Genomic DNA, 26,482 nt, shown 5'->3' with positions numbered 1-26,482 from the left:
CAAGGCCTAACCGGCCTTTCCCAGCCATCTAAACCCTCAACCCTTGGCCAGCACGCCATCGATTGCGGCTCTGCGGCACCCGGCAAACATATCCAGGTCCTGGTTATAAACTTGGCTGTTGACCTCCAGCAGCCCCAGCATCGAATGGAACAGGTTGTCCTGGCTCAAGGGTTTTTCCCGACTCAGTTGCAGGCAATGGGTGTCCACCGAAAACGACTTCTGATAGCTGTCGGAGAACCAGGCCAGCATCGCCACATGCTTCTGTTGATCCGGTGCAAGCATGTAAGGCGTGCCATGCAGGAACAGGTTGTATTCGCCCAGGGATTCGCCGTGGTCCGACAGATACAGCATCGCGGTATCGACTTTGTCCTGGTTGCTGCGCAGCAGATCGATCAGGGTCGACAACACATGGTCGGTGTACACCAGGGTGTTGTCGTAGCCGTTGATGATGCTTTCGCGGCTGCAGTTGTTCAGTGCATTGCTCTTGCAGACCGGGGTAAAGCGTTCGAATTCCTTCGGATAACGTTTGTAGTACTCAGGACCGTGACTGCCCATCTGGTGTAGTACCAGTACCGTGTCCTTATCCAGGGTGTCGATAAAATGCTGCAGGCCTTGCAGGAGGATTTCATCGCGGCATTCACTGTTGGCGCACAGCACCGGGTCTTTCAGGTTGCTGAGGTCGTCGAGGGTGACCCGATCGCAAGTCCCCTTGCAGCCAGACTGGTTGTCACGCCAGATCACGTCGAGACCGGCACGCTTGAGCACATCCAGCAGGCCTTCTTCGTTCCTGGCCTTGCTCGCGTTGTAATCCTTGCGTCCCATGTTGGAAAACATGCAGGGCACTGACACCGCTGTTTCAGTGCCGCATGACTTCACGTCGGTAAAGGCGATGAGCCCGGCTTCCTTACCCAGCATCGGTGTGGTGTCGCGGTTGTAGCCCAGAATGCCGAAGTTCTCTGCCCGGGCACTCTCTCCCACGACCAGGACCGTCAGGGACTTGCGAGCATGGGTTTGCCAGGCAGAATCGCGCCGGGCATCTTCACCGACTTTGACAAAGGGCTGGCGTGCCGAGGCGACCTGCTCGCGCAAGTAACCGGCGGAGGCACCAATATAGTTGCTCGGAACCACCATCAGGCGCAGTTCGTGGTGATTGCGAAACAATGAAGACAGGCCCTGATAGTTATCCAGTGCAACACCACCAATGACCGCCGCCGAGGCAACAGTCACCAGTGCCTTGCTTAATAACTCCCGATGCCAGCGGCGGTAATTAACCGGCGTTTTCCACAACAACCAGGACGGCAGCACACCAAGAAAAACAATATAAGCCAGCAACTTCAAAGACAATAAATCGCGCACTTCCGTGGCATTGGTTTGAGCGAAGTTGCGCAACATGCCAATGTCGATCAGGACACCGTATTGGCCCATGAAATAAGCGACGCCGGCACTGATCATGAACAGCAGGGTAAGCAGGGGTTTGAGCACCGGCCGGAAAGCCAGCAAGGTCAGGATAATGTTGAAGGCCGCAAGGATCATCGCCCCGAACGCCACGCGCAGGACGATGCCTTTACCGTCAGCCGCGGTGATATCTAAAAGGTGCTGCCACAGGACAAAATTGCAGGCAGTCAATAAAAAGGCACTGGCATTCAGTGTCACCCATTCCGGGTGCACGGCTTTAATCTTCAACATGATTTTCGGCTGTTCCTGAAAAGAAGTGCCGTCAACAAATGTGAAAATTTCATTTATCGCGGCGACACTAACTGTAGGTAGCCGACCATCAATTTTTCGTGAAAAAGAAGCCAACGATTAGTTGCCTCTCCTACACTCGATGAAACTTTCCGCTTATTTGAGAATGGTTCAGTTCCGGTTCAGCAAGAGCTAAGGTCCGAACATCTGAAGAGGTCTCATCGCAGCAGTATTTAATTTCCCGATAAGGCCCGGGATTTTCTGATTTGCCGCCTGTAAACCACACGCGCCTAATCGGCCCCTGATTCATCAAGGTCCGATCATGGAAAATATTCGCGCTACCTCCCGCCCTGCCCTGTGGTTGATGTTCAGCATTGTTTTGGTCGCGCTGAACCTGCGGCCCTCGATGGCAGCAGTGGGTCCTTTGCTGTCGGCGATTCGCGGCGACATCCCGCTCAGTTTCAGTCTCGCCTCGCTGCTGACCCTGCTGCCGGTCATGACCATGGGGCTGGCGATGTTCTTTGGGCTCGCGATCAGCCAACGCCTCGGCGAGCGCCGCACGGTGGTGTTGTCGCTGCTGGTCATCGGCCTGGCCACTGCATCGCGATTGTTCCTCGATTCGGCGCTGGAACTGATCCTCAGTGCCGTGCTGGCCGGCATCGGCATCGCACTGATCCAGGCGCTGATGCCGACGTTGATCAAATCCCGATTCAGCGACAACGTGGCCTTGTGCATGGGGCTCTATGTCACCTCGATCATGGGTGGTGCCGCCATTGCCGCCTCTTTCTCCCCCCTGGTGATGCTCCACACAGGCAGTTGGCGCATGGGCCTGGCCATCTGGGCGGTGCTGGCCGTGCTCGCGCTGCTGTTCTGGTGCAGTCAACGCGCGGGGGCACCGACGCCGGGTTCAACCAGCCACCGATCTTTCTTCCGCCATCCCCGCGCCTGGCTGCTCGCGGCGTTTTTCGGCCTGGGCACGGCGTCCTACACCTGCGTGCTGGCCTGGCTGGCGCCGTACTACGTGGAAAAGGGCTGGAGCGAACAGGATGCCGGATTGTTGCTGGGCTTCCTGACCGCCATGGAGGTGTTGTCCGGCCTGCTGGTTCCGGCCATTGCCAACCGCAGCCGTGATCGACGCCTGGTGCTGGTGGTGTTGCTGGCGCTGATCATGGTCGGTTTTTGCGGGTTGATTCTCAGCCCGGGAAACCTCGGCCTCCTGTGGCCGTGCCTGTTGGGGCTGGGGATCGGCGGGCTGTTCCCGATGAGCCTGATCGTGTCGCTGGATCACCTGGACGAGCCTCGGCAAGCGGGTGGCCTTACGGCCTTCGTGCAAGGCATCGGCTACCTGATCGCAGGTCTCTCGCCGCTGGCGGCCGGGATGATCCGTGACCGGCTCGGCAGTTTCGAATGGGCCTGGTGGTCACTCACCGGGGTCATGGCACTGATGATCCTGATGGCCTTGCGCTTCGATCCACGGCATTACGCCAGGCACATGCACTGACTCCGAATGCTTGCAGTACATTCTCCTGTTGCCTTCATTGCGCTAGGATCATTCGCTCAAGTTTGCACATGAGCCAGAAAGGATGCTGAACAGCAACGTGCTACGAAAGCTCGACATGCAGGACTTGATGGTGTTCGTCGCCGTGTTTGAGCAAAACAGCGTCTCCGGCGTTTCCGAGACGCTGTGCGTCAGCCAGTCCACCGTGAGCTACTGCCTGAAAAAACTGCGCGCAGTGTTTGACGACGAATTGTTCATCAATACCCGCACCGGGATGCGCCCCACCTACAAGGCCGACGGCATGTACCCCCACGTGCTGAAGATCCTCGACAGCATCAACCTGTGCCACGCCAGTGCGTCGGCGTTCGATCCGACCCTACAACCGACGGTTTTCAACCTCTGCGCCCCGGAATACTTCGAGCAGCTGGTTTTGCCGCGCCTGTTGAAGCGCTTCGCGCTCGCCGAGCTTGCGGTGGTGGTCAATGTCCATAAGCTTGAAACCGACATCCCGGCCCAGGCACTGCGTGAGGGCAGCCTGGATCTGGCGATAGGTTTCGGTCCGGACTTTCATCGAAGCCACGCCGACTTCAAGGTGCGCACACTGCTGGAAGACGATTTCGTCTGCGTCTTCGACAAAGGCGCCACCCCGTCGCAACCACGCCTGAGCCTGCAAACCTTCATCGAGCGCCGTCATGTGTTCCCGACGCCCTGGACCTCCACCAGCAACATGGTCGACGGCTGGTTGGCGCAACAAACCCGCCAACGCCAGATCGTCGCACGGGCCAATAGCTACGGCGCAGCCCTGAAGATGATCAGCGGCACCGACTTCATCCTCACCCTGCCCCGGCGCATTCAGCAATTGCTGGCCGATGACACCGTCTTCGAGCGCCGTGAAGCGCCCAATGGCCTGCCGGGTTTCACCCTCGACATGCAGTGGAGCCAGGGCGCCGATCAGGACAGCGCGAACATCTGGTTACGTGAGCAAGTGATCGAGGCCTGCGCCGAACTGGACACGACCTGAAACTCAGACGCCGACGGTAGTCTTGGCATAGGATTCGCGATCGATGTCGAGAATCTCCACGCACAACTGCACCTCCACTCCCGTCGGCCATTCGCACAGATCCTTGACCACGGCCAGCAGGCTGTCGGACAGCTGCTTCTTGATCTCCGCGGAGCGACCGCTCAGCACGGCCAGTTTCACATGCACAAACGCCCGCTCGGCCAATGCCGTGCCGACCTTGAACGTCTGGAGCTTCACCGCGCGACTCTTGATGTCGAATTCGGCACCGAATTGACCGGAGCCCACCAGCACATTGTTCATACGCATCAACGCCACGTCAGCGTTCAGATCAGGCAGGTTGGCGGTGTATTCCAGGTGCAGGTGAGGCATGGCGTAACTCCTGTAGGTTGGTGGAAAAGTTCATAGCATAGCGCTGCCTTGGTCAATGGGGCAGCGACAACAGATTTCGCTCGCCCATGAACGCTTCGAGTCGTGAGCGCAACCAGCGCTCGGCAGGGTCGCTGTCGACATGGCTGAGCCAGACCATGGACAACTCGAGGGTCGGCGTACTGAACGGAAACGGTTCCATGAACACCTGACCGGACGCCGCCATGGCCTCTGCCGTGTAATCCGGCAGGCTGGCAATCAGGTCGGTCCCGGCGAGCAAGGCTGGCAACGAACTGTATTGCGGCACCGAGAGCACCACCTGGCGCGTGCGGCCGATTGCTGACAGCCACTCGTCAGCGAAACCACTGACGTTGGCGATATGCGACACCAACACATGGGGGCGCGAGCAGTACTCATCGAGCGTCAGCGGTGTATCGCTGGCGTCGGCGCGTAAAACGCTGGGACGGATGTGCCGCAACAACTTGCGCTTGGCGTTGGCTGGCAGGCCGCGGGTCTGGGTGACGCCAACCGTGATGTCGCCAGACGCCAGCAAGTCGGGAATGCGCCAGTAATCGACATTCTGCACCACGAACACCACCTTCGGCGCTTCCTGGCGCAGCGCTCGCAGCAACGGCGGCAACAGGCCGAACTCGACATCGTCCGACATCCCGATGCGAAAGGTCATGGTGCTGCTGCTCGGGTCGAAATCATGGGTCAGGCTCAACGCCACCGACAACGAATCCAGCGCCGGCGACAGATGCCGAAAGATCTCTTCAGCCCGCGCCGTCGGCTCCATGCGATGCCCGACGCGGATGAACAACGGGTCGTTGAACATGGTACGCAAGCGATTGAGCGCCGAACTGATGGTCGGCTGACCGAGAAACAGCTTCTTCGCCACCTTGGTGACATTGCGTTCGAGCATCAGCGTTTCAAACACCACCATCAGGTTGATGTCGGCCTTGCGTAGTTCGTTGCGATTCATCCATTGACCCCGCGCTGTAAAACTATCGACAGTTTAGGAAGATGTAACAATCGGCGTCTATGCGACTGAACGAATGCCTCAAGTGATTTGTGTTTAATGCCAACAGGCTCACGCGACGGGTCCTACAGCCCCTTCCTGATTTCGTCGCACCCCTGGCGGTACAGCCTCGCGCCCCTAAGCTCAGGGGGCTTCGGGCAAAACCGGCCCGTACCTATAACCTTCGAACACAACAGGAGAGTTTCAATGGCTAGAGACAAAGCGAAAGACGACAAGCACTTCAACTGCACCCAGGCGCATGAAGCCGACTACGTCGCCGGTCTTTATCCTCACGCCAGGGACGAAGTGAAAAACTTCCTGGCATCGGCCTGCCAGGACAAATCCCTGCACAACTCAACCCACAAGGACGTCTACGACTTGATCAAGAGAAAACTGGGCCACTCGCAGCCGTAAGACTGCCCGGGCAACAGGAAGCTGCTCTTGACGAGCAGCTTCACCGACTTGCTCGATCAATTCAGCTTTTAACGCAATGCTCCATACCGTGACCGCCGCCACTGTATTCAGGACCATAATAATACTTGGTGAACGACACTTTCCCCTCCGGCGTTGAAACAACCTGTGCAACACCGACTCCATAATCCTTCAATGACGGATCGGTATGCGCAAAATAAATGGCCAGCGAGTCGGACGTGCCGGCAGCGAATCCGTCATACCTGGACTTGTCCTCCAGCGTCAGTACAAAGTTATAAGCGCCATACTTCCCGGTACTCTGTTCGGCATTGAGCGTCATGTCGACCACCCCTTTAAATCCCCCAATATGGCTGTCCTTGCCAATACATTCATAGCGCCCGCTATAATCGGTACCGGTAAAGGACGCAGGGGCCTGCGCAGCCCACGCGGGAACGGAAACAACCAGGATGGCAGCGGCAATGCTCCTGAGCATATGTGACCTCTTTGTAATTGTAGGAAATCATTAGATATTGCGTAGGAATATTCTGCAGATTAGTGCACTACAACCTCCTCATTGCGCACCATCCATCCATTATGAAACTTGCCCCTTAAGTTTACTTGAAACTTTTGAAACAAGATCTTTCGCCAAACAATAAACGACAATGGAGTCAAACATCGCGATACACTCCAACGGATGATAAATAACTACCGTTCTTACAGAATGCTCCAGCGTCATCCAATCCGGATAACGGGAGCACATTCGCTCATTTCATTATCGCAAGGAAGCTATACATGACTATCGATTTGAATCAACACCTGGAAACTGCCAAACAGTACATCGGTCAGCCATACACCGAGGAGCTTCGCGCCGATCTCGCCAAGAAGACCGGCCTGAAAGTTCGGCCGATAGGTATCGCGTTCAGAATGACCAAGGACTACAACCCTGCACGAATCAATCTGAAGGTCGAGAACGAAATCATCACCCACGCCACCATGGGTAACTGATTCGTCCTGCGCGCGGCTGAAAACCTGACAGTTTTTTGCACAATCGGCATAGGGGGCGGCCCTTCATAGGCCGCTCCCCTGCCACACCACCCGGCATGCGGGTCCGCACCGGGCGGTTCGAGAGATTGAGGTTAGGAGAGTCGCACCAATCCCAGCCTGTCGAACCACGCAATATCCAGCACTCGATTCAGCTCAAAGCGACTGTTGCGCCACCAACTAAACGAGTTGGCCGCCACTTTTCGCGCCGATTGGCCTACGGGGCTATTTATGTGATGGCGCAGCGAAGGATTCGAAACTCAATTGATCATTTTTAAAGCCCATCTACGGATTATAAGTACCGAAACAGGCACGAAATAACACTTCAAGCACTAAAAAATTGCCTCTCACGCTACTGATTTTGGTCGGTACTTCACCCTTTGGATAACGTCGAACAGTTGGCAGCTCGAGACAGCGAAAACCCAGTTTCGGCGCCCGATACGAAAGATAAGCCAACAATTCATAAGTCATAAACACATCACGAAACGGGGCCACTCCCGGATCCAGTAGCAGTTTACGGCTATAGGCGCGAAAGCCCTGAGTGGTGTCGGACCAACTAAACCCAGAGAACAAGCTCAACATTGGCGCATGAATAAACCGAATGGCGAAATCTCGCGACTTGGGCGTGTTCTCGGCCACGCCACCTGCGACGAAGCGCGAGGCTTGAACAAAGTCCACGCCCTGCTTCAATGCCTCGATAAAAGTCGGGATTGCTGCAGGATCATCTTTATCATTACCATCGATTGTAATGATGCCTTCGTAGCCTTGATCGAGCACAAAGGCGTATGCGCAACGAAGCTGGGCGCTCAGCTTACCCGGTGCCGTCTTGACCAGCAGCCCACGCACGCCGAACTGTTGCAATGCTGGCAACTCCAGCGAGCCGTCCGTGGTACCGCCATCGACGATGATGATATCGGCAATATCTGCGATGTTGAGCGCCGTCATTCGTACCAGCAGGCTTTTGATTCGCTCCCCCTCATTGATAACCGGTATCACCACGCACCAAGGGTGTCGGCGGCCCAGCCAGAGCGGCGAATCGAAGGCAGGTACTTGCCACGATTCGCGTACAGTGGATGCGATATTAAAAGAGTTCATCATATTTACCATCATGCAACGCGAGCGGTGATCAGCCCTACGCCGGCGATTACTAGTACGATCCCTGCCCCTGTTGTCCAGTGGAAGGACTCACGAAAAAACACCATCGAAAACACCGCGACAGTCGCCACCGCTCCGGCGGTCAGAACCGGGTGCGCCACATTCAGCGGAAGACGCGCCAAGGCTGCGGCATAGAGCAGAAAGGCTGCTCCGTAAAGCCCCAGCCCCAGCCAGAACGGCCAATTACTCAACGCCGCTTCGGGGTCGCCAAGAGAGGGAAATTTACGCGGGGGCATCATGGCCATCTTCACCAATACACTGGCAGATGCATTGGAAAGAATGCCAAGAACGAGAATCAGCCATTTCATACTCATACGCCCACCTCAACCCCAGCCCTGCGATAATGCTGCATCGCCACCTTAAGTGCTCGTTCAATCGACACCACATGTGCCTCATCCTTGGTTGCTACCATTTCGATGGTGACTACATGAGCAGGCAGGTACTGCGCCAGGCCGGCAGCCATTTGCGCATGGGCAGTGCTGCCATCGCCCAACGGCAGCAAGTCAGGCTCGCTGGCATGTACGTGTCCGATCCATGGGGCACAGTCGCGCAGGACCACCAGAGGGTCTTCACCGTTAATCGTGAGCGCCCCGGTATCCAGCTGCATCCGGATGGCAGAATGGGCGACGGACTCCACTACCTGGAGGGTTTCCGCACTGGTGGTCATGAAATTTGCGCCATAACATGTGGGGTTGGGCTCAAGGCATATGGTCACACCAGAGGCCTGAGCGATATCCCCTAACCGCCGAAAAAAAGGAACCGCCACTTCCAGGGTTTCCTGATCATTCAACCCGTTGCGATCGCGATTCTTCGGGGAGCCAAAAACGATCCGAGAAGCGCCCAGGCCAGCGCCGATGCGGCAAATGCCCTCCAAATGCGTTAGCAGGGCCGCCTGGCCTCCAGCAGAGCAAAAGACGTTCAACCCACTGGTTCCAAACAGCAGTGCCTGCATCCCCGTGATTTCAATACCACGCTCAACCCACCAGCCTTTGACGCGAGCAATCTCCACGTCCGTTGCTTTAGCGGGTTCCGGGAAATACTTGCCAGGAGCAACATCGATAGCATCAACCGCAAAGTGCTGCAGCAACTTGGCGATCGCCTCATCTTCTGAGATATCCCACGCAATATTGGAAATCGCCAGTCTCATGCCTTCGACCCTCCATCGTTTTTGATCGCAGGTGCCTCGGACTGCGCATAGGTTCTTACCGCCTGAAGCGTCTCGCGGGCGCTGTACTGATAGCGACCCGATGCGCCAAACACTTGGGCGTGCTTGGTCTGCAGGTCATAGGCTGCCGCAGGATTTGCCAAGACATTGGTAAAGGGCTTACCAAAGCCCTGTTGCGAAACGTCAGCCACACTGATCGGCTCTGCCGTGAGGTGAACCAACTTCAATCCGGCATCGAGTGCCACTTGAATGTCATACCACAGGTTAACCATCGGATAGAACTGGAAGACCCCTCGGCTATCAATCGCCTGAAGGTTATTGTCGTTCAAAAAGTCAAAGATGATGTTCTTACGCAGCCCTGGACCGATGAGGCCAGGCAGTCGAACAATCAGATGATTAGGGAAATGGCTCTCGACGAACGTCTCTATCAACCGGCGATTCAATCCATAAGCATGCAGCCCTGACTCATCAACCAGCGTGTCTTCATCGACACCTATGGAACTCTTGAATACATCAACGGTACTGATCAGAATGAAAGTTTTGCAGTGGATGGTTTTAAGGTGGGCGATCAGCGCTTCGATTTTTTTTCGATCCGCTTCTGGTTCTCGGTTGGCAATCCACTTCTGTGCAGGAGCGCCGGCACACACTACTGTGTCGAACGTTTTACCGTCAATTTCTCCAATATCGGTTGAACGATAACGGGACATGAATTTTTCTTGCTTGATCAACGTGCTTCCAACAAACCCTGAAAATCCAATAATGGCAGTCATAACACCTCCCGTTTCAAAAACCATGACGATGGGGTTTTTTTCGCAGCGTCTAGACAAACGCCTTACTTATAATCCAGCAAAGGCCAGCAAATCACCCCCCTCCAAACTTAACGTCAAACTGCCACAACGGAGAAAGATTCAGATCAACTTGACCTGTACTTATTTTTTTTATCTTATAAGCGGGAAGATCAACAATAGCAACGCAGGAGCCATCGTATTTAGAAAAAAATCCAGGCTCTGAAATCTTGTGATTAACAAAACTAAAATCAAAATTATTAAAACCGTATCCTTGGTAGCTCAGATTCTTTCCATCCTCGGGATAAATGTGAACAAAGAACGGTTCACTATAATCTGCCGGGCTACAATCCTTTTTAAAAAAAGCAATTTCGCCTCGTTTCGAAAATAAAACCTCGAATACTTGATTAGACGTGTATTCACCACCCGCGGGTTTTGAAAACCGATCAATTTTCTTATCAAATTTTCTTGCATCAACAAAAGAAAACACACTTACACCGAAAAATGCAGCGGTGCAAACCAGCAAACATTGCAAGGAGAATTTCTGAAGGCCAACCTGCATTTTATACGAATTCGCAACACGCATCAGTTCCAAAAATGCAATACAAAAAACTACCAACGAACAGAAATAGAAATAATACAAATATCTATAGTCTGAAGCAGGGACAATAAGGAAATGCGAAAATAAGAAAGTTACCCCCGAACCACCTATAAAAAACACAACAAGCCTATTACGCTTGATTAAAAAAACAACAGCCATCGCCACTAGCAAAAGACACAAGTAAATCCAAGGATAGAAAACCCATGAATTTCGAGCTACTTGCCCATAGAGCCAATCCGAAATATTATTCCTCTCAAAACTAAACCCATAACCATTTTCAATCATCGTAGGCAAGGCAACGTGCGATGCTACTTTTTTGTTCCAACGAAGCAATGTCAAAAACACATCAAGTCTATGAGCAAAATATAATTTTGGATGTGCCTTGATCGCGCTCAACCATAGACTATTGAGCTCCGACAGATTATCTTGATCTGTCGTAAGCATGCTTCCCGCTGACGACATATAAAACAACTGATTATTCCCTTCAGTAGTATACAACCCCTTTAGATCAACAAAGTTAATGCGCTCCTTTATGTATGTTGGTAGTAAATTTTCTCCCGACCTCACTGAAATACCAAGCAAATCATAAGTTTGGGTATACTGAAAAGGACTCGTTTTAATTATCCTCTCTTGAAAGATAACCATATAACAAACTGCCACTGCTGCCAGCGTAATAAAAAATGACAATAGGATTTTTTTAATCCATGAATTTTTCACCCAGCCTTCGGCATGCAACCAGAATCCGAATAAAAAAGGCAAAACAACCAATCCATTTGTTTTCACCCCAAAAGCCAATACTCCCAAAAAAAACACACATAGACGTTCAAACAACACAAGCTTTCTAGCCTGACTGAATGCATTGACAATCACTGCCCAGGCAAAAAAAACACTACACGCGAAAACGACATCTTTCCAAATTTGTCCCAGCGGCAAAAGCAACCCAGGCCAGAATCCAACAAGAGGAATGAGGTAAGAGAACCGTCCGAAATGTCGACGAAACGCCAGCGCAAAAAGGCACCACCCCCCCCAATAAAGAAAAATGTTCTGAATTAAAAATAAGGCTGGCCCTGAGTAAATAGCGTCTAACTTACCCCACCACCACGCCATTAACACCGGATGCCAATCCACGTATCGATCAGTAACCGCATCAACATATTGGGCAAGTGAATCCGTGCTCATCCAGCCCGGAAAAAATGCCCGAATACTAAAGAGCACTCCAAGCAAACCTGGGATGAATATCAACCAATATCTTGAACTATCACGTTCAATATCAGAATGATTGGCTATCAAATCCCGCATCAAACCTCTCCAAAACATCATAAATATTGTCTATTTTTCCACCCATCACCGAATAGCATCCAGGCAACTCGGCATGCTGTTCAAATAAAATAGGTCTGCCGTCATCACCCTCGTTTTTCAGCAGTACGGTTTTGACCTCGAATAATGATTCAATATATTTCGCGTCAAGCACCAAAGGGATATACCGGGCAACATCGCGAACCATCCGATCGACACGAGTGTCTCGCTTGTAATCGCGCAGTTTTTTATAAGGATCAATCCCGAGCTCGTCGTTCCAGTGCAGATGCGGCGTATAGCGAACGTGGGACAACGTGTGGAGACCGCGCGCGGGAAAGGGCATCATCGAAAAGAACGGGCCGTCCATCACGGTTATGCCCAGCCCCTGGAGTGATGCGGGCATCTGCATGAGGGCCATTTCGGTGACTTCTTGCTTGAGACCGGAACGTACACCGGGGAAATCGCCCCTGAACTGGTTTAGGCCGCTGTAGGTGCAGTTGAATATATAGCGGCAAGTGATCAATTCCTGATGCCCCTGCGCCGTTTCCACCACGACCTCCAATGGCGCCTGCGCCCCTTTCGAGATCGTCGTCACCCGGCTTTTGTAGCGGATCTGCACGCCGCTTTCTTTCAGCTCACGCTCCGCCCAACTCGCCAGCAGTGTTGTATCGAACGCAAATTCCTCGACCAGAAACACATCTTCGATCAAGCGCGGTTCAAACAAGGCCCGCATCGCGGGCTCTGCGGGCTGGATAGCCGCGCCAATGTCCCGGCAAAAGCGCTCGAATTGCTTGGCGGTGACCTTGGAGTTTCGCCGGGCTATGGCGTAGAGCTTGGTGAAGTCTTGCTTCACAGCGTGTGGCCAGTCCCGTACAAATTTGGGTAGGTTTACCCGGCTTCGATAAGCGGTCGTGAAGCTGCGTGGATAGTGATAGCCGTTATGCACACGCGCCTGATTGTTGTAAGAGGCACGCATCAGCAGCGCCGGCTCACGCTCAATCAGCAGGATGCGTTTAAGGCCGCGTTGCTTGGCCAGATACACCGCAATAGCGGCACCGTAGAACCCACCACCAATGACTACAGCATCCTGACTGGGTTGGTTTGGATCAAAAACCGGCATCAGGAAACGCGTTCAATCGTTTGTGGTTTCGGGGTGTTCGTCTCGTCTGAATCTGACACGACTTCTTCAATGTTCAACTTTTCAAGTCGGGTCATGTGGGCGCTGGTGAACTCTTGGGCCACATGATAAGGCGGGCCTTCATTCGACAGACTGGCCATGTTCAGGATGTATTCACCCAAGACCAGCAAGACAAGCGAGATTAGAAAGAACATGCCTGACTGTTGCAGCGAAACACTGATCCAACCCGGCGCAACATCGGTTTTTAACACACCCACCGCGAGCACGTAGACGCAGTACAACAGGTTGGCCATCGCGCCAAATAAAGAAAGCGATGTCACCAGGCGCATGGGCGCACGGGTTGTCGAGACCAGCAAACGCATGCTCCGATCGATACTCTCACCCAATCGCTTGGGTCGGGATGCTTGTGGCGCGGTGCTGTAGTTCAGGTATGCCTGTGCAAACCCCCCCGTCGCGGGCAGATGTCGATAGGTCATTGCCGGCTGGGGGTGTCGCAGGATGAAATTGATGACTTGTTTGCTCAGGATGCGGTACTGCGGCGCTTCCTTGGCCAGATGGACACCATTGAAGCGACTGTAGAGACTATGAAAGACGGCGTTTGCCCCACGATAAGCAAGGCTTTGCGCAGGCTTTTGCGCATTGTTGGCAAACACCACATCAGCACCGCTGACCGCTTGATCGAGCATTTCGGGGATAAAGCGGATGTCATCTGCCAGCGGATCGATAACGGCAACGAAGTCGCCTAGTGCATGTTCCAGCCCCACCCACGAAGCGGTGTCTGCATCCACCTCTTTGGTCAGGGCATACACCTGCAAATTTGCCAATCCGTTTTCACCGGTCAGACGCTTCAACACGGAAATGCTATCGTCGTCCGAGGCATTGTCCACCACAATCAATTCGTAATCGCTAACAATGGAGGCAATGACAGCTGCTGCCTCGGACAAGATTTTTTCAATATCCGCAGACTGATTGCGAACCACAAACACGGCAGATAGAAAACACGGGAAGACGTCCATTTTTTACTCTCATTAGGCGGATGCCTTGAAATTTACCAATGTCGAGAACAGCGCAGCGCTGCCAAGAAAAGGATCGGAGTCTCCTCCCTCGGCCGATCGAGACGCATCAAAATGCCGTCGAGATCAAGGAGAAGTAATGGCAGTCTCAAGCTCTAGCAAGAGACGTTAAGACTTTCGTCCATGGAGAATACCTGATGACCCCTCTGGTTTGTAGCAAAAATACCTAGCTTGCTAACTGATTACGGGTAGCCTCATCTCTACTCAGCACCCAATGGTTTAATCGCGGCAGCTCCTTACTCGCCTCCCCCACACACCGATCACTGCGCCCGATAAAATTAAAGACGCCGATGATAAATAGTTAATAGCTCGGCGCAATCTTCGTTTTGTTATCCAGCGTCTCTGGGTTAATCAGCTTCAGCAGGCGCACGCCAGCGATACTCCAGAGCAAGACATTGACGCCTGAAGCAAAAAATCGAGGGGCTGGAAGTTCGAATCGCTCGCCTTGAATGGGAGAAATCCGTTTTAAACAAGGCCGCATTCTTGACGGCGCAAGAGCAGTAGCGCACGCGATGATTGATCAGCTGAATGCACAAGAGCCAGTAAACTGGCTTTGTGGGGTCGTTAAAAACACTCGCTCTAGCTATTTACGTCCATCGCTTAGACGTCGATCTCCAGATGCTGAACAGCCTCGAGCGGCTCAAGATGCGCACCAAGACATCAGCTAGCTGATGCGTCAATACAACTGGATTTCAATTCAAAGGTGACCTGGCCGCAGGTCCGGCCGTGAAAAAACTTCACGTCGTGTCCGGGATTTGTTGACCATTACACTCCATGGGAAGGGTGAAATGCACTACTAGTAGCGATTTGATCTCAGCGAAGCGCGATCAAAAGGGGTTTAGCAATCAGTTTTATGCCCTGAAAATGCCCTAACGCAATAGCCAGAAACGAAAAAGCCCCTGTAATCTCTAACGATTACAGGGGCTTAGTCTTATTCAATAATGGCGGAGAGATAGGGATTCGAACCCTAGGTACCGGTGAAGGTACAACGGATTTCGAATCCGTCCCATTCGGCCACTCTGGCATCTCTCCAACGGCGCGCATCATAACAACACTTTTGCCGAAAGCAAACCCTCTTTCGAAAATTTTTTCTGTGCTATCAGATGCTTGCGTCGATTAAAGCGGTACACCCAGACGATTGGCGACTTCTTCGTAGGCTTCGATGACGTCACCGAGGCCCTGGCGGAAGCGGTCCTTGTCCATTTTCTTCTTGGTGGCCTTGTCCCACAGGCGGCAGCCGTCCGGGCTGAATTCGTCGCCCAGGACAATGGAGCCGTCGTGGAACACGCCGAATTCCAGTTTGAAGTCGACCAGCAGCAGGCCGGCGTCGTCGAACAGTTTGCTCAGGACTTCGTTGACCTTGAGCGACAGTTCCTTCATGCGCGCCAGTTGCTCGGCAGTGCCCCAACCGAAGGCCACGACGTGGGATTCGTTGATGAACGGGTCGCCCTTGGCGTCGTCCTTCAGGAACAGTTCGAAGGTGTAAGGGTTGAGCTTCATGCCTTCTTCAACGCCCAGGCGCTTGACCAGGCTGCCGGCGGCGTAGTTACGCACGACGCACTCGACCGGGATCATGTCGAGCTTCTTCACCAGGCATTCGTTGTCGCCCAGCAGTTTGTCGAATTGGGTCGGTACGCCGGCTTCTTCGAGTTTCTGCATGATGAAGGCGTTGAACTTGTTGTTCACCATGCCTTTGCGGTCGAGCTGTTCGATGCGCTTGCCGTCGAACGCCGAAGTGTCGTTGCGAAACAGCAGGATCAAGCGGTTGGCGTCGTCGGTCTTGTAAACCGATTTGGCTTTGCCGCGGTAGAGTTCTTCACGTTTTTCCATGATGGGCTCCGCTTGCTAAGTAGGTGGGCTAGGCGATGTGTCGCCAGTCGAGCCCTGAATCTTGATCGGCCAGTTGCAGCCAGTCCGGGTCGCACCCGAGGGTGTCGACAAAACATTGCCGGGCCAGCCGCGGCAGGTTGTTCTTGCTGCTCAGATGGGCCAGGACCAGGTGTTGCAGGTCTTTCCAGCCCAACTCGGACACCAGGAATGCCGCCTGATGGTTGTTCAAATGTCCCAGCTCACCGCCCACCCGCTGCTTGAGAAAGTAGGGGTAATGACCGCGAGCCAGCATGTCCCGGCAATGGTTGGCCTCGATCATCAATGCATCGAGGTCGCGATAGCCTTCCAGCACCTTGTCGCAATACGAGCCCAGGTCGGTCAACAGGCCGAAGCGCCGCTCACCGTCACTGAACACGTATTGCGTCGGCTCCTGCGCATCGTGGGCCACGGCAATGACACCAATGCTCAGGTTGCCGATCTGCAGTTGTTCGCCACCGGCCAGGAAGCCCGCGGGTTCGACCGGTTTGCGCATCCCGCGCAGGGTGCCGCGACTGAGGTAGACAGGCAGATTGTAGCGCCGAGACAGCAAACCCACGCCATGCACGTGGTCGGCATGTTCGTGGGTCACGAGTATCGCGCTCAGCTGCGCAGGGTTCACACCCAGGCGCAGCAAGCGTTTTTCGGTTTCCCGCAGGGAGAAACCACAATCCACCAGCACGTACGTATCAGCGCTGGCTATCAGCGTGCCATTCCCTTGGCTACCGCTGCCGAGAACGGCAAAACGCATGTGATCAGCCCAGATTGTCCTGAATCACGCTCAACACTTTGCGCGCCACGTCAGCCGGCGCCACGGTGTTGATGTTTTTCTCGACGGTGACCTGGACGCTTTCGCCGACCTTGCTCAGGCGAACCTGATAACGCTCGGCACGGGACTCGACTTCTTCCTTGCTCGGCGCACTGCCGAACAGGCTGCTGAAGAACCCGGGCTTGTCGTCTTTCTTCTCGGCTTTTTCAGCGAGGTTGATGTAGTACAGGCCCAGGCTGCGGTTGATGTCTTCAACACGCCATTCGCCCTGCTCCAGCGCACGGCCGACGCTCGACCAGGCACGATCCAGGTCGGTGCCGACGTTCAGCACCGGATTGCCGCTGCCGTCTTCGCTCAGGCTGATGCGGCTTGGCGCGTCGAAATCGCGAGAAGCCAGCATGGAGACCGAACCGCCCTTCTCGGAGATGCGGCTCATGCTCGCCAGCATGTCGTCGACCAGTGCCGCGTCCAGGCCAGTGTTGACCGAACGGTTGGTGAAAGCGACGTCGGCCGTGCTGCCGGCAGGACGCTCGGCGGTGACCACGTAGATCTCACTGGTATTGCGCTGCACACCCGGCTCGATACGTACCCGGGCACGGATTTCGCTGTCAGAGGCGACGCCGGCTGCGTTCAGGCGCTTGGCCATGGCTGCGGACAGTTCGTCGGAACGCTGCCAGGTGGTGGTGAATTCGCCAGTCTGAGGGCGCTGTTCATCCAGGCGGAAACCGTTGTCCTGGAAGAACTGTACGGCCACGGGCCAGGCTTCCGCTGGCGGGTTCTGCGCCAGGATCGAGCGCGTATCGCCGCTCTTTTGCAGCGAGTAGGCACTGGCGTCGGCGGCAGCGGTCAATGGCTGCGGACGAGGCACGATGTATTCGCCCTTGGCGGTGTCATCGGCGACGTTGCGCGGAATCGGCAACAGCGGATCCAGACGCTTGGCAGTGGTGATATCCGGTGGCAGTTGCATCGGTGCGGTCTGTTGCGCTTCCAGGTAGTCGCTACCACGGTCACGGAAATAACCATCCGGGCCCCACAGCCATCCACAGCCACTGGTGCTGGAGATGATCAAGGCAAGCGCGGAAAGTCCGGCCATTCGCTTCATGCGTTGTACTTCCTCAATTAAACCAGGACGCCGGACTGGCGCATGGCCTGCCGCAGCGGTTCGTGACATTCGGCGCTGAGCCAGGTGAGCGGCAGACGGATTCCGTCCGGCATCAGGCCCATCTCATGCAGCGCCCATTTCACGGGAATTGGATTGGACTCGATAAACAGGGTTTTATTGAGTGGCATCAGTTTTTGGTGAATGGCGCGCGCCTTCTCGGCTTCGCCGTTCAGCGCGGCAATGCACAGGTCGGCCATGTCACGCGGGGCGACGTTGGCGGTCACCGAAATATTGCCCTTGCCGCCCAGCAGGATCAGCTCGACCGCGGTGGCATCGTCACCGGAAATGACCAGGAAGTTGCTGTCGACGCCGTCGATGATGGCCTTGGCGCGCTGCAGGTCGCCCGTGGCTTCCTTGATCCCGATGATGTTCTTGACGCTCGACAGGCGGATCACGGTCTCGGCCAGCATGTCGCAGGCGGTGCGGCCTGGCACGTTGTAGAGGATCTGCGGGATATCGACGGCTTCGGCGATCGCCTTGAAGTGCTGGTACAGGCCTTCCTGGGTCGGCTTGTTGTAGTACGGTGTGACCAGCAGGCAAGCGTCGGCGCCGGCGGTCTTCGCATTGGTGGTCAGCTCGATCGCCTCGCGAGTCGAGTTGGCGCCGGTACCGGCGATGACCGGAATGCGGCCGTTGACCTGCTTGACTACGCGACGGATCACTTCGATGTGTTCGCTCACATCAAGGGTGGCCGATTCACCTGTAGTGCCGACCGCCACGATGGCGTGGGTGCCGTTTTGCAGGTGAAAGTCCACCAGTTTGCTCAGGCTGTCCCAGTCGAGACGACCTTGTGCATCCATGGGTGTGACCAGTGCCACCATACTGCCCGCAATCATGCAACCGCTCCTGCCGGAAAAAGAGAGCCGTAATGGTACTGGCGCCAAGATGCTTGTACAAGCGAAGTACTGCGCTGCCGCCATTCCCCTTGGCGCCGCTTTTCGCTACCCTTCAGACTTTGATCGATACTGCTAAGCTCGTATTTCGGGTTTGCGCCTCCACTTTCGACATCCCAAGCCCCCGATCCAGGGTTGCCACCCCCGCTCCTGCTACTCTGGAGCCACGTTGCGACCTTGTGCCCGAAGCTTTGGGAGTTCGCATGCGCAGGCTCGCTCCCGGCAAAACCAGCCGATAAAAGTACCGACCGCTCATCGCTTTAGGAATGCTGCATGTCCACCCCCACAGTTCGCGAACAATTCCTTGTCATCAGTGCCCTCGGCGCCAACCCCATGGAGCTGACTAACGTCCTGTGCCGCGCCAGCCATGAAAATCGCTGCGCCGTGGTCACCTCCCGCCTGACGCGTCATGGCGAGTGCAGTGCGCTGGTCCTCGAAATCTCCGGCAGCTGGGACGCCCTGGCTCGCCTGGAGGGCAGCCTGCCGACCCTGGCAAAACGCCACGCCTTCACCGTCAACGTGGTGCGCAGCGCCGCCCTGGAGAACCGTCCCCAGGCCCTGCCCTATGTAGCCTATGTCAGCTCGGCCTACCGCTCGGACATCATCAACGAGCTGTGCCAGTTCTTCATGGACCACAACGTCGAACTGGAAAACCTGACCTGTGACACCTACCAGGCCCCGCAGACCGGCGGCACCATGCTCAATGCCACGTTTACCGTGACCTTGCCGGCCGGTGTGCAGATCAGCTGGTTGCGTGACCAGTTCCTGGACTTCGCCGACGCGCTGAACCTCGACGCCCTGATCGAACCGTGGCGTCCACAGAACCCAATGTAAGGAAGCATTCATGGCCGTTGCACTCGACCAACCGGTTGCCGACTTCGAAGCACCCGCCACCAGCGGGCAAACCGTGCGCCTCGCCGACCTCAAGGGCAAGCAGGTAGTCATCTACTTCTACCCCAAGGACAGCACACCGGGCTGCACCACCCAGGGCCAGGGTTTTCGCGACCAGCTGGACGCTTTCAAGGCGGCCAATACCGAAGTGTTCGGCGTGTCCCGCGACAGCCTCAAGTCTCACGAAAACTTCAAGGCCAAGCAGGCCTTCACCTTCGAGCTGATCAGCGACAAGGAAGAAGCGCTCTGCCAGCTGTTTGATGTGATCAAGCTGAAAAAGCTCTATGGCAAGGAATACATGGGCGTGGATCGCAGCACGTTCCTCATCGACAAGGACGGTGTGTTGCGTCAGCAATGGCGCGGCGTGAAGGTGCCGGGGCATGTGGATGCGGTTCTGGCGGCCGCCCAGACCCTTAACCAAGTCTGATTAATTGGGTGTCTGTTCTGACGCCTTCGCTGGCAAGCCAGCTCCTACAAGGTACGCGCGACCATTGTAGGAGCTGGCTTGCCAGCGAAGAGGCCCTCAGAGCCAGCATTCAAAGCAACGGCGCCACCACCGGCTCTTTACGCGGCCAGGCATCCAGCACGGCCTTGAACAGCGTCGCCAGGGGAATCGCAAAGAACACTCCCCAGAAGCCCCACAACCCGCCAAACAACAACACCGCGCAGATGATCGCCACCGGATGCAGGTTCACCGCTTCCGAGAACAACAGTGGTACCAGCACGTTGCCGTCCAGGGTCTGGATGATCCCGTAGACCGCCATCAGATAGATGAACTGATCGCTCCAGCCCCACTGGAACAGCGCAATCAGGAACACCGGCACGGTCACCACCACCGCCCCGACGTAGGGCACGACCACCGAGATGCCCACCAGCAAGGCCAGCAGCGCCGCATAATTGAGTTCCAGGACGACAAAGGCGATGTAGGTCACCCCGCCGCAAATGAAAATCTCGATGACCTTGCCACGGATGTAGTTGGCGATCTGCCGGTTCATTTCATGGGCGACACGGGTGATCAGCGCCCGCTCACGGGGCAGGTAGCCGCGCACCCACTCGCCGATCATTTGCCGGTCCTTGAGAAAGAAGAACACCAGGATCGGCACCAGTACCAGGTAGATCATGATATTGACCAGCAGCGGCAGGCTCGACAGCGAAAACGTCAGCGCCCATTGGCCAAACTTGCCGATCTCGCCCCGGGCCACTTCAATGGCCTGCAGCACCTGCTCGTCGGACACCAGGTGCGGATAACGCTCCGGCAACAGCAGCAACAGGGTCTGCCACTTGGCGAGCATGCCGGGCAATTCGTTGAACAGGGTGATCAGTTGGTGCCAGAGCAACGGCACCACGACCACGATGAACACCAGCAGCAGCCCCATGAACAGCGCGAAGACCAGCCCCACTGCGACGCCACCCGGCACCCGCAGGCGCTCCAGGCTCACCACCAGCCCCTGCATCAGGTAGGCCAGCACCATCCCGGCCAACACCGGCGCCAGCATGCCGCCCAGGGTCAGCACCGCGGTGAACGCCAGGAACAACAGGACCGCCAGTACCACGGCTTCTTCGTCGGAGAAGTAGCGCTGAATCCAGTCGCGCAACACTTTGAACATCAATAATCCTTAGTAACGAACGCAGCTGGTTTCAGGCTTTTTTCAACCAGTAACGGTAAATGCCCGCTTCATCTTCTTCACGCAGCAGCGTATGACCGGCCAATCGGGCAAAGGTGCGGAAATCACGCTGCGAGCCTGCATCGGTGGCGATGACCTTGAGCACCGTACCACTGGACATCTTATTGAGCTCCATCTTGGCCTTGAGCAACGGCAGGGGACAATTCAGGCCACTGGCGTCCAGTTCAACGTCATGGGCTACAGCGTCGATCATTGCATCACTCCGGGTCAGGTGGCTGAGTTGCCTAGAATATCTGGTCGCAGGGCTGGTGTCCGGCTACAGTAAGCTCTTTGTCGACTAAGGCTTTGTGCATGACTTTTTTGCGCCCTACCCTGCTGACGCTCGCTTGCCTGCTTGCCTCACCGGGCTTCGCCGACGACCTGCCGTCACTCGGCGACGCCAGTTCTGCCATCGTCTCGCCGCAACAGGAGTATCAGTTGGGTCGCGCCTGGCTTGCCCTGTTGCGCAGCCAGGTAGCTCAGCTCAATGACCCGCAGCTCAAGGACTACGTCGAGTCCAGCGTCTACCGCCTGGTGGAGACCAGCCAGGTCAATGACCGGCGCCTGGAATTCATCCTGATCAACAGCCCGCAGCTCAACGCGTTCGCGGCGCCCGGCGGGATTGTCGGGGTCAACGGCGGCCTGTTCCTCAATGCGCAGACCGAAGGCGAGTATGCCTCGGTACTGGCCCACGAATTGGCTCACTTGTCGCAGCGCCACTTCGCCCGTGGCGTCGAGGCCCAACAGCGCATGCAGGTACCGATGATGGCCGCGCTGCTGGCCGGTATCGTGATTGCCGCGGCAGGTGCCGGCGATGCCGGTATTGCGGCGATTGCAGGGACACAGGCGGCAGCCATCCAGGAACAACGGCGATTCTCGCGCCAGAACGAACAGGAAGCCGATCGCATCGGTATCCTCAATCTGGAAAAGGCAGGCTACGACCCCCGCTCCATGCCTACCATGTTCGAACGCCTGGGGCGTCAGTACCGCTTCGACGCCAAGCCGCCGGAATTCCTGCTGACTCACCCGGTGACCGAATCGCGTATCGCCGACACCCGCAACCGCGCCGAGCAGGCCCCGCAGGGCGGCATCGAAGACACCCTGCGTTATCAGTTGATTCGTGCCCGGGTCCAGCTGATCTATGAAGAAACCCCAGGCCTGGGCGCCAAGCGCTTCCGCGCCCTGCTGGATGAAAACCCGAAAAGCGATGTGGCGCGCTATGGTCTGGCGATCGCCCAGATCAAGGGCGGACAGCTGAACGAAGCACGGGAAAACCTCAAGCAGTTGCTGGCCAAGGCGCCGAACGAGATCATCTACAACCTCGCCCAGGTCGATCTGGACATCACCAACAATCGCCTGCCGGATGCACAGTCCAGGGTTGACCGCCTGCTGACGCAATACCCCGGCAATTACCCGCTGAATCAGGTTCGCGTCGACCTGCTGCTGAAACAGAACCGCGCCGCCGATGCCGAAAAGGCCCTCGAAGGCCTGCTCAAATCGCGCCCGGACGATCCGGACGTGTGGTACCAGGTGGCCGAAACCCGCGGCCTGTCGGGCAACATCATCGGCCTGCACCAGGCGCGCGCCGAGTATTTCGCACTGGTGGGCGACTATCGCCAGGCCATCCAGCAACTGGATTTTGCCAAGCGCAAGGCCGGCAGCAATTTCCCGCTGTCGTCGCGAATCGATGCCCGCCAGCGCGAGCTGATGGAGCAGGAACGCATGATCAAGGACATGATGGGCTGACGTTTTCAGCGACAAAAAAAACCGCCTCATTCGAGGCGGTTTTTTTATTCAACCAACAGGCGGGTTATTCAGCCAGCTTGAAGGTGATGAAGCTCGCGCGGTTCTGGCGCAGTACACGCATCGATACCGAACGGTTCTTTGGCAACGCCTTGGCAATGTCCGTGAACTCCTTGGCCGAACCGATCGCCTGATTGTTCAGGTGAGTGATGATATCGCCCGGCTGCAGGCCGATCATCGACGCAGGACCGTCCTGAACTTCCTTGATCAGCACGCCACCCTTGAGGTCGTAGGTTTTCTTCTGCTCGTCCGTCAGTTCGACTACCGAGACGCCAAGGCGGTTGCTGCTGCGCTCGATGCTCGACTGCGGCAGGTCATCAAGCTCCTTGCCTTCTTCCGGGATAGCGCCAACGGTCAGCTCGACATTCTTGCGCTTGCCTTCGCGGATCACTTCCAGATTGGCCTTGGAGCCCGCCTTCAATGCGCCCACCAGGTGTGGCAGATCGGCGGACATGATGATCGGCTGACCGTTCATGGTCAGGATCACGTCGCCTACCTGCAGCCCGCCCTTGGCAGCCGGGCCGTCATCCTGGATCTGCGCGACCAGCGCACCGGCTGGTTTTTCCAGGCCGAACGATTCGGCCAGGTCCTTGTTCACTTCCTGGATTACCACACCCAACCAGCCGCGACTGACCTTGCCACCGCTTTTGAGCTGATTGGAAACGTCCATGGCCACGTCGATAGGGATCGCGAACGATACGCCCATGAAACCACCGGAACGGGTGTAGATCTGCGAGTTGATACCGACTACCTCACCGTTGAGGTTGAACAGCGGCCCACCCGAGTTACCCGGGTTGATCGGCACGTCGGTCTGGATGAACGGCACGTAGTTTTCATTCGGCAGGCTGCGGCCGACGGCACTGACGATGCCCTGGGTCACGGTATGGTCAAAACCGAACGGCGAGCCGATGGCCACGACCCATTGCCCGGCTTTCAGATCCTGGGATTTGCCCAGCTTCAGGACCGGAAGATCCTTGCCTTCGATTTTCAGCAGCGCCACGTCGGAGCGCGGATCGGTGCCGATCAGCTTGGCCTTCATTTCACTGCGGTCGGACAGACGCACGAGGATTTCGTCGGCATCGGCGATCACATGATTGTTGGTCAGGATGTAGCCGTCAGGCGAAATGATGAAACCCGAACCCAGGGATTGCGCCTCGCGCTGGCGGTCGCCACGGGGGGATCGAGGTTGCTGTGGCGGCATGCCGCGCTCGAAAAACTCGCGCAACATTGGCGGCAAGCCTTCGAGGTCAGGCATCTGCTGGTTGACTCTGCGGTCAGGCAATTTTTGCGTGGTACTGATGTTCACCACCGCAGGCGATGCCTGTTCGACCAGTTGCGTGAAATCAGGCAATTCGACCGCCTGGACAGCGGCCGCCTGACCGAGCACCAGCACGGTGGCAAAAATGGAGAGGTAAGACTTCAAGCGTGGTATCGACATACGGCTCCCGTTACGACGAGCATGGTTAAGCGATATGGAGCAAGGAACACCGGGAAAGATACGCCGGTATTTTTGTTCCGGGAACAACAAACAAGGCCAGAGCCGAGGGGCTCTGACCTATAAAAAATATTGGGGGGATTTGCAAATTGAAATGCTCACTAAACATTTCGATTTCAAGTCACTGCTGGGTTGCAGTAGCGTCGGTGCGCATGGACAAGGCGATCCGTTCAGCGGTGCCGATCGGGATCTCACCCACCACAGTCACCATCATCTCGCCTTGCGGCGTGCTCAAGCGCCGGGAGACGGCGGCGGTTGGGCCCAGTTGCGTACGGGTGTCGGTGGTACCTGAACCGCTCAAGGGCTCGAGGAACACTGAAAAACGCGCCAGACCATCGTCATACAGCAGGCTGTTGACCTGGGACTTGGTCTCTGGATCCTTGCGGGTCGTACTGCTGGTCAGTTCGAAACCCGGTGGCAACCAGTCCGAATGCCAGACCCGGGCGTCCTTGACCGCCGAAGCCTTGTCGCTGTCGAGCTTGACCGCCTTGCAGTCAGCGCCCGGTTGCAGGTCACTGTCGGTGGGAACCGTGGCGGGATCGAGTCGAGTGAACTGGAAGCGCTCGAGCAGACGGCCCTTGTCATCAATCAGCAATGACTTCAGGGGCAGGCCGGTTTCCTGATCGAGATGCAGTTCAAAACCGTAACGATGCTGGTCACGGGGTGTCAGGGAAACAATCACTGCCGGGCGACCGGCCACGCGCGACTTGCCGATGACAGCAAGGTCATACCAATTCTTGAGCTTTTGTGGATCGAGTGCACGAGCGGTGGAGTTGGAGGTATCCCCCAGCCCTGCCATCAGGTTGCCGCTGACGCATTGAGTATGCCCATCAATGCGTACGACCTCCTGAGCGGAGCCGTCGAGCTGGATCAAACGCTCGCGGACCTTGCCATCCTGGACGCGGTGCCAGATGTTGTGGGTAGAGAAACTACCGTTACGCTCGTAGACAAAAGTACCTTGGAAGCTTTGCTTCTGCTCGGCCTGGCCCAGACGGGTCAACCAATCTTGAGCCTGATCGGCGTGGGCTGGAACAACGAACCAGCCACTGAGCAAAAGCGTAAGTAGAGGTATGGCGCGCATGATCCTCCTTAACGGTTTTCCAGGCTTGCTGCACGCGCGTAAGGCAGAGCGCTCTCGGTACCTTTCAGTGCAGCCTGTTGAGCATGTTGGCGCAAGTAGCCTGGCAAACGTTGATCGTTCCAGCCTGGCTGACCTTGCAACACACCATTGGCCATGGGACCAGTGGCTTCTGAACTCTCATTGTAGCCTGCCAGAACAGCCGGGCCCTTGACTTGTGGAACCGCCAGGCCAGGTTGGGTGGATTGCTGCGCCAACTCGACGCCTGCGATCTCGTCCTGGTTGTACAGACGAACACCTGCCAGCACCGCCAGGGTCACCGATGCGGCAACGGCCAGACGACCCAGGCTGCGCCATGGACCACGGGTGGCTTTTGCCGGTACGGCTTCGTCGGCCAATGCAGCAGAAACAGCCGCGGCAATGTCCAGGCGTGGAAGCAGCAGGTCCTTGTGCATCACTGCCCGAGCGATCTGATAACGAGCCCAGGTTTCACGGGTTTCAACATCGTCACAGGCACTGAGTACCCGACGCAATTCCAATTCGTCCGCTTCGTTATCCATCACTGCGGACAGCGATTCCTGCAGGGCTTCACGACTCATGGCGTTCCTCT

General features: G+C 56.2%; 27 protein-coding genes, 1 tRNA gene and 1 pseudogene. 7 read left to right on the top strand and 22 right to left on the bottom strand.

Going from position 1 to position 26,482, the window contains the following annotated elements; all coding sequences use genetic code 11:
• Positions 1-36: 36 nt before the first annotated feature.
• The gene (locus tag SOP95_RS07995) at positions 37-1,686 is read right to left on the bottom strand and encodes a phosphoethanolamine transferase (protein ID WP_323606754.1); all 1,650 of its coding nucleotides are present in this window, start codon (positions 1,684-1,686) and stop codon (positions 37-39) included.
• Between the two features lie 319 nt (positions 1,687-2,005).
• Here SOP95_RS07995 and SOP95_RS07990 point away from each other — a divergent pair, with 319 nt between their 5' ends.
• Positions 2,006-3,184: a cyanate transporter gene (locus tag SOP95_RS07990; protein ID WP_323606753.1), complete on the top strand. Its 1,179-nt coding sequence runs from the start codon at positions 2,006-2,008 to the stop codon at positions 3,182-3,184.
• Between the two features lie 82 nt (positions 3,185-3,266).
• Positions 3,267-4,202, top strand: a complete 936-nt coding sequence (locus tag SOP95_RS07985) for a LysR family transcriptional regulator (RefSeq protein ID WP_323606752.1) — start codon at positions 3,267-3,269, stop codon at positions 4,200-4,202.
• A gap of 3 nt (positions 4,203-4,205) precedes the next feature.
• Here SOP95_RS07985 and SOP95_RS07980 read toward each other — a convergent pair whose 3' ends face one another.
• Positions 4,206-4,571 (bottom strand): 5-carboxymethyl-2-hydroxymuconate Delta-isomerase, encoded by a 366-nt coding sequence (locus SOP95_RS07980; RefSeq protein ID WP_274073530.1) that lies wholly within the window; start codon positions 4,569-4,571, stop codon positions 4,206-4,208.
• 52 nt (positions 4,572-4,623) lie between these two features.
• Positions 4,624-5,550, bottom strand: a complete 927-nt coding sequence (locus SOP95_RS07975) for a LysR family transcriptional regulator (protein ID WP_274073529.1) — start codon at positions 5,548-5,550, stop codon at positions 4,624-4,626.
• A gap of 243 nt (positions 5,551-5,793) precedes the next feature.
• Between SOP95_RS07975 and SOP95_RS07970 the strand changes: the two genes are divergently transcribed.
• Positions 5,794-6,000, top strand: coding sequence for a hypothetical protein (locus tag SOP95_RS07970; RefSeq protein WP_274073528.1), 207 nt, complete (start codon positions 5,794-5,796; stop codon positions 5,998-6,000).
• Between the two features lie 61 nt (positions 6,001-6,061).
• Here the strand turns inward: SOP95_RS07970 and SOP95_RS07965 are convergent, their stop codons facing one another.
• Positions 6,062-6,490 (bottom strand): hypothetical protein, encoded by a 429-nt coding sequence (locus tag SOP95_RS07965; protein ID WP_323606751.1) that lies wholly within the window; start codon positions 6,488-6,490, stop codon positions 6,062-6,064.
• A gap of 299 nt (positions 6,491-6,789) precedes the next feature.
• Here SOP95_RS07965 and SOP95_RS07960 point away from each other — a divergent pair, with 299 nt between their 5' ends.
• Positions 6,790-7,002, top strand: a complete 213-nt coding sequence (locus SOP95_RS07960; protein WP_323606750.1) for a hypothetical protein — start codon at positions 6,790-6,792, stop codon at positions 7,000-7,002.
• A gap of 131 nt (positions 7,003-7,133) precedes the next feature.
• On the opposite strand, the pseudogene SOP95_RS07955 reads toward SOP95_RS07960, so the two are convergent.
• The 13 genes and pseudogenes from SOP95_RS07955 to dapA all read right to left on the bottom strand — a co-directional run.
• Positions 7,134-7,247: pseudogene (locus tag SOP95_RS07955) on the bottom strand (group II intron maturase-specific domain-containing protein); the annotation flags it as partial.
• 76 nt (positions 7,248-7,323) lie between these two features.
• Positions 7,324-8,133 carry a glycosyltransferase family 2 protein gene (locus tag SOP95_RS07950; protein ID WP_323606749.1) on the bottom strand — a complete coding sequence of 270 codons (810 nt, stop codon included), beginning with the start codon at positions 8,131-8,133 and terminating at the stop codon, positions 7,324-7,326.
• A gap of 11 nt (positions 8,134-8,144) precedes the next feature.
• Positions 8,145-8,501 carry an SMR family transporter gene (locus SOP95_RS07945; RefSeq protein ID WP_323606798.1) on the bottom strand — a complete coding sequence of 119 codons (357 nt, stop codon included), beginning with the start codon at positions 8,499-8,501 and terminating at the stop codon, positions 8,145-8,147.
• A 2-nt stretch (positions 8,502-8,503) separates the two neighbouring features.
• A complete protein-coding gene (locus tag SOP95_RS07940; RefSeq protein WP_323606748.1) occupies positions 8,504-9,340 on the bottom strand; it encodes a sugar phosphate isomerase/epimerase family protein in 837 nt (278 codons plus the stop codon).
• The gene (locus SOP95_RS07935) at positions 9,337-10,128 is read right to left on the bottom strand and encodes a pyridine nucleotide transhydrogenase (RefSeq protein WP_323606747.1); all 792 of its coding nucleotides are present in this window, start codon (positions 10,126-10,128) and stop codon (positions 9,337-9,339) included. Before SOP95_RS07935 ends, SOP95_RS07940 begins: the two co-directional genes overlap by 4 nt.
• Positions 10,129-10,219: 91 nt before the next feature.
• Complete coding sequence (locus SOP95_RS07930; protein WP_323606746.1) at positions 10,220-12,043, bottom strand: hypothetical protein; 1,824 nt, start codon at positions 12,041-12,043, stop codon at positions 10,220-10,222.
• The gene (locus tag SOP95_RS07925; protein WP_323606745.1) at positions 12,015-13,160 is read right to left on the bottom strand and encodes an NAD(P)/FAD-dependent oxidoreductase; all 1,146 of its coding nucleotides are present in this window, start codon (positions 13,158-13,160) and stop codon (positions 12,015-12,017) included. Before SOP95_RS07925 ends, SOP95_RS07930 begins: the two co-directional genes overlap by 29 nt.
• Positions 13,160-14,194 (bottom strand): glycosyltransferase, encoded by a 1,035-nt coding sequence (locus tag SOP95_RS07920; RefSeq protein WP_323606744.1) that lies wholly within the window; start codon positions 14,192-14,194, stop codon positions 13,160-13,162. Before SOP95_RS07920 ends, SOP95_RS07925 begins: the two co-directional genes overlap by 1 nt.
• A 999-nt stretch (positions 14,195-15,193) precedes the next feature.
• Positions 15,194-15,283, bottom strand: a tRNA-Ser gene (locus tag SOP95_RS07915).
• A gap of 84 nt (positions 15,284-15,367) precedes the next feature.
• Positions 15,368-16,081: a phosphoribosylaminoimidazolesuccinocarboxamide synthase gene (purC, locus tag SOP95_RS07910; protein WP_274073525.1), complete on the bottom strand. Its 714-nt coding sequence runs from the start codon at positions 16,079-16,081 to the stop codon at positions 15,368-15,370.
• 28 nt (positions 16,082-16,109) lie between these two features.
• A complete protein-coding gene (locus SOP95_RS07905) occupies positions 16,110-16,868 on the bottom strand; it encodes an MBL fold metallo-hydrolase (RefSeq protein WP_274073524.1) in 759 nt (252 codons plus the stop codon).
• Positions 16,869-16,872: 4 nt separating this feature from the next.
• Complete coding sequence (bamC, locus tag SOP95_RS07900; RefSeq protein WP_323606743.1) at positions 16,873-17,988, bottom strand: outer membrane protein assembly factor BamC; 1,116 nt, start codon at positions 17,986-17,988, stop codon at positions 16,873-16,875.
• A gap of 17 nt (positions 17,989-18,005) precedes the next feature.
• Positions 18,006-18,884 carry a 4-hydroxy-tetrahydrodipicolinate synthase gene (dapA, locus tag SOP95_RS07895; RefSeq protein WP_110752523.1) on the bottom strand — a complete coding sequence of 293 codons (879 nt, stop codon included), beginning with the start codon at positions 18,882-18,884 and terminating at the stop codon, positions 18,006-18,008.
• Positions 18,885-19,214: 330 nt separating this feature from the next.
• Here dapA and SOP95_RS07890 point away from each other — a divergent pair, with 330 nt between their 5' ends.
• Both SOP95_RS07890 and SOP95_RS07885 read left to right on the top strand, forming a co-directional pair.
• Positions 19,215-19,775, top strand: a complete 561-nt coding sequence (locus SOP95_RS07890; protein WP_008055980.1) for a glycine cleavage system protein R — start codon at positions 19,215-19,217, stop codon at positions 19,773-19,775.
• 10 nt (positions 19,776-19,785) lie between these two features.
• On the top strand, positions 19,786-20,259 hold the full coding sequence (locus tag SOP95_RS07885) for a peroxiredoxin (RefSeq protein WP_323606742.1): 474 nt from the start codon (positions 19,786-19,788) through the stop codon (positions 20,257-20,259).
• A gap of 109 nt (positions 20,260-20,368) precedes the next feature.
• Here the strand turns inward: SOP95_RS07885 and SOP95_RS07880 are convergent, their stop codons facing one another.
• A complete protein-coding gene (locus SOP95_RS07880; RefSeq protein ID WP_274073521.1) occupies positions 20,369-21,439 on the bottom strand; it encodes an AI-2E family transporter in 1,071 nt (356 codons plus the stop codon).
• Positions 21,440-21,470: 31 nt separating this feature from the next.
• Entirely contained in the window at positions 21,471-21,710 is a 240-nt protein-coding gene (locus SOP95_RS07875; RefSeq protein ID WP_274073520.1) for a sulfurtransferase TusA family protein, read from the bottom strand.
• Positions 21,711-21,808: 98 nt separating this feature from the next.
• Here SOP95_RS07875 and SOP95_RS07870 point away from each other — a divergent pair, with 98 nt between their 5' ends.
• Positions 21,809-23,242: a M48 family metalloprotease gene (locus SOP95_RS07870; protein WP_274073519.1), complete on the top strand. Its 1,434-nt coding sequence runs from the start codon at positions 21,809-21,811 to the stop codon at positions 23,240-23,242.
• 64 nt (positions 23,243-23,306) lie between these two features.
• Here the strand turns inward: SOP95_RS07870 and SOP95_RS07865 are convergent, their stop codons facing one another.
• The 3 genes from SOP95_RS07865 to SOP95_RS07855 all read right to left on the bottom strand — a co-directional run bounded on the left by SOP95_RS07865 (position 23,307) and on the right by SOP95_RS07855 (position 26,471).
• Positions 23,307-24,737, bottom strand: a complete 1,431-nt coding sequence (locus SOP95_RS07865; RefSeq protein ID WP_323606741.1) for a DegQ family serine endoprotease — start codon at positions 24,735-24,737, stop codon at positions 23,307-23,309.
• A gap of 178 nt (positions 24,738-24,915) precedes the next feature.
• Positions 24,916-25,875, bottom strand: coding sequence for a MucB/RseB C-terminal domain-containing protein (locus SOP95_RS07860; protein WP_323606740.1), 960 nt, complete (start codon positions 25,873-25,875; stop codon positions 24,916-24,918).
• Between the two features lie 8 nt (positions 25,876-25,883).
• Positions 25,884-26,471, bottom strand: a complete 588-nt coding sequence (locus tag SOP95_RS07855; protein WP_077184187.1) for a sigma-E factor negative regulatory protein — start codon at positions 26,469-26,471, stop codon at positions 25,884-25,886.
• Positions 26,472-26,482 lie beyond the last annotated feature (11 nt).

The sequence above is a fragment of the Pseudomonas sp. YuFO8 genome, assembly GCF_035065025.1.
Lineage (GTDB): Bacteria > Pseudomonadota > Gammaproteobacteria > Pseudomonadales > Pseudomonadaceae > Aquipseudomonas > Aquipseudomonas putida_AE.
This window is presented reverse-complemented; position numbering and strand designations above follow the sequence as displayed.